Source organism: Citrobacter sp. W9 (assembly GCF_026719375.1).
In the GTDB taxonomy this organism is placed as follows: Bacteria; Pseudomonadota; Gammaproteobacteria; order Enterobacterales; family Enterobacteriaceae; genus Citrobacter; species Citrobacter werkmanii.
The window spans coordinates 1-2,515 of the sequence record NZ_JAPPTE010000055.1; the positions used below are offsets into that span (position 1 = coordinate 1).

Consider the following 2,515-nt stretch of genomic DNA (forward strand, 5'->3'; position numbering starts at 1 on the left):
CGGCTACACTGGAAGGACAGTATTTGGTATCTGCGCTCTGCTGAAGCCAGTTACCAGGTTAAGCAGTTCCCCAACTGACTTAACCTTCGAAAAACCACCTCCCCAGGTGGTTTTTTCGTTTTCAGAGCAAGAGATTACGCGTAGAAAAAAAGGAACTCAAGAAGATCCTTTCTATGCTCAACCACCGCATGGCCCATAGCCGCGCTGGCCGTTGCCGGTCAGCTCCAGAATCCTCGACCAATATGGAACCTTGCCCCTCCCAAAATTCAACTAAAAAACCCTCATTTCCTGCCGATAAAATGGGTATCTCTTAACTATGCCTAAATAAATAAGGATAATTTTGAAAAAAATATTCATCCTATCGGCAGCGCTGATCATGGCAGGATGCGCAACAAAGCAATATCCACAGGCCGCGAACGTCACCGGTCCAGAATCTTCCGCAATGGATTGCAAAGCGGTAGCTCTGGAAATCGCCAAAACGCGCAGTGTACAACAAGAAATTGAGGCAACCGGCGAATTTGACGGGCGCACCGTATTAGGTTTCCTGGGTGATTTTGGGATAGGAAATGGCATGGCAAAAGGCGAAGCCCGCAAAAAAGCAGCTAACCGGCTAAATCAGCTGGAAGCCCTGAAGGCTGCAAAGTGTGCAGATCAATAAGGTACAAAAAAGCCCTGCCGGGCTTTTTTTGTACCTGCCAATCAGCTGGATTTACCATAACATCTGTTGCGTGCACCGCCTGAGAGGCTCTCAGGGCGTTTCTACGACCTCACCTGCAAAAGAACACATCTTACCCCCTGAAAACCGCTCAGAAACGCGCTGATGATTTCTGCGTACCTGCATGGCTATGCACTCAAGTGAATGAAGTAAGATTTCAGTCTGCGATCACCATAAAACCGGGAAAAAGCCGTATGACAAAACAGGAATCAGCCGCACTGAACATGGCAAAATTTATCCGGGCGCAGTCGCTGCTGCTGCTCGAAAAACTCGACGTGCTCGATCTTGATGACGAGGCAGCCGACTGTGAGCGAATGCACGAACAGGCAGAAGCGCTTTATCAGAAGCTGAGCGCACGCTTCGGTATACAGGACGGCGAATAAAGAGACGAAAAGAACGCTCACTTAGACGAAAAGCGTATCCAGGGCAACTATGTATATCCACCGTGTACATAGTCATGCCTGACGCTTTCGAGCAGGTCGAGCATGCAGGAACGACGAGCTTGATTGGTATCGGACACAATATGGCGATACGCCTCAAACATAACAGCACCCGCATCACCGCCCGAACGGCGAAGCATAGCGGAAATCATCCGCACAAAGAGCAGACGTTCATCGGGGCAAAGGTTCATAAGTTCTCCTGGTGAAAAACCAAACATGAAAGCACCCATCTATTAACGTCAGCTGTGAACGCTTCATTAGAAGAAAATAGGTAAACCCGGGAAAAAGATCCAAACGTTAACATCACAGGTAAACAGAAACGTCGGGTCGATCGGGAAATTCTTTCCCGGACGGCGCGGGGTTGGGCAAGCCGCAGGCGCGTCAGTGCTTTTAGCGGGTGTCGGGGCGCAGCCCTGAACCAGTCACGTAGCGCTAGCGGAGTGTATACTGGCTAAACTTCAGAGATGCCAAGGAAGGGACAGGATATGTTTTGTAGCACCGCCACCACGGTGGCGATACTCCAAAACGCCTGGTCAGGGCACAGCCCCGACACCCCAGAGCCGACTGTAGGTCACTGGACGAACGCGGCGGAATGATGTCGGATGACGTCATTTTGCGGCGTTTGCCCTATCCTGCATCGTATTAAAAAATGCAGCACTGGCGCGTACGGTGCCGAAGATAAGTCCGGGGATATTCCGCTTCCTCGCTCACTGACTCGCTACGCTCGGTCGTTCGGCTGCGGCGAGCGGAGGGAACGGAGACATTAAGGCACAGGCAATGAGAGAGGATCGAGAGGCAAAAGAAAAGGCCGCGGCGTTGCCGGTTTTCCATAGGCTCCGCCCCCCTGACAAGCATCACGAAATCTGACGCTCAAATCAGTGGTGGCGAAACCCGACAGGACTTAAAGATACCAGGCGTTTCCCCCTGGTGGCTCCCTCGTGCGCTCTCCTGTTCCTGCCTTTCGGTTTACCGGTGTCATTCCGCTGTTATGGCCGCGTTTATCTCATTCCACGCCTGACACTCAGTTCCGGGAAGGCAGTTCGCTCCAAGCTGGACTGTATGCACGAACCCCCCGTTCAGTCCGACTGCTGCGCCTTATCCGGTAACTATCGTCTTGAGTCCAACCCGGAAAGACACGACAAAGCGCCACTGGCAGCAGCCACTGGTAACAGGATTAGCAGAGCGAGTTAATTTAGGTGGTGCTATAGAGTTCTTGAAGTGGTGGCCTAACTACGGCTACACTGGAAGGACAGTATTTGGTATCTGCGCTCTGCTGAAGCCAGTTACCAGGTTAAGCAGTTCCCCAACTGACTTAACCTTCGAAAAACCACCTCCCCAGGTGGTTTTTTCGTTTTCAGAG

4 protein-coding genes and 1 pseudogene are annotated in these 2,515 nt (G+C 51.7%); 4 read left to right on the top strand and 1 reads right to left on the bottom strand.

All coding sequences use genetic code 11. The features are described 5' to 3' along the window. The 3 genes and pseudogenes from OOJ59_RS27655 to OOJ59_RS27665 form a co-directional block, all read left to right on the top strand. Positions 1-199 (top strand): annotated as a pseudogene (locus tag OOJ59_RS27655) (hypothetical protein); the annotation flags it as partial. 141 nt (positions 200-340) lie between these two features. After that, positions 341-658, top strand: coding sequence for a hypothetical protein (locus OOJ59_RS27660; protein WP_023224510.1), 318 nt, complete (start codon positions 341-343; stop codon positions 656-658). Positions 659-909: 251 nt separating this feature from the next. Continuing rightward, positions 910-1,098, top strand: a complete 189-nt coding sequence (locus OOJ59_RS27665; protein WP_000165998.1) for a Rop family plasmid primer RNA-binding protein — start codon at positions 910-912, stop codon at positions 1,096-1,098. A gap of 47 nt (positions 1,099-1,145) precedes the next feature. On the opposite strand, the gene OOJ59_RS27670 is transcribed toward OOJ59_RS27665, so the two are convergent. Then, on the bottom strand, positions 1,146-1,346 hold the full coding sequence (locus tag OOJ59_RS27670; protein ID WP_016236520.1) for a hypothetical protein: 201 nt from the start codon (positions 1,344-1,346) through the stop codon (positions 1,146-1,148). Positions 1,347-2,214: 868 nt separating this feature from the next. Here OOJ59_RS27670 and OOJ59_RS28325 point away from each other — a divergent pair. Next, positions 2,215-2,346 carry a hypothetical protein gene (locus OOJ59_RS28325; RefSeq protein ID WP_023224512.1) on the top strand — a complete coding sequence of 44 codons (132 nt, stop codon included), beginning with the start codon at positions 2,215-2,217 and terminating at the stop codon, positions 2,344-2,346. The last annotated feature ends 169 nt before the right edge of the window (positions 2,347-2,515 follow it).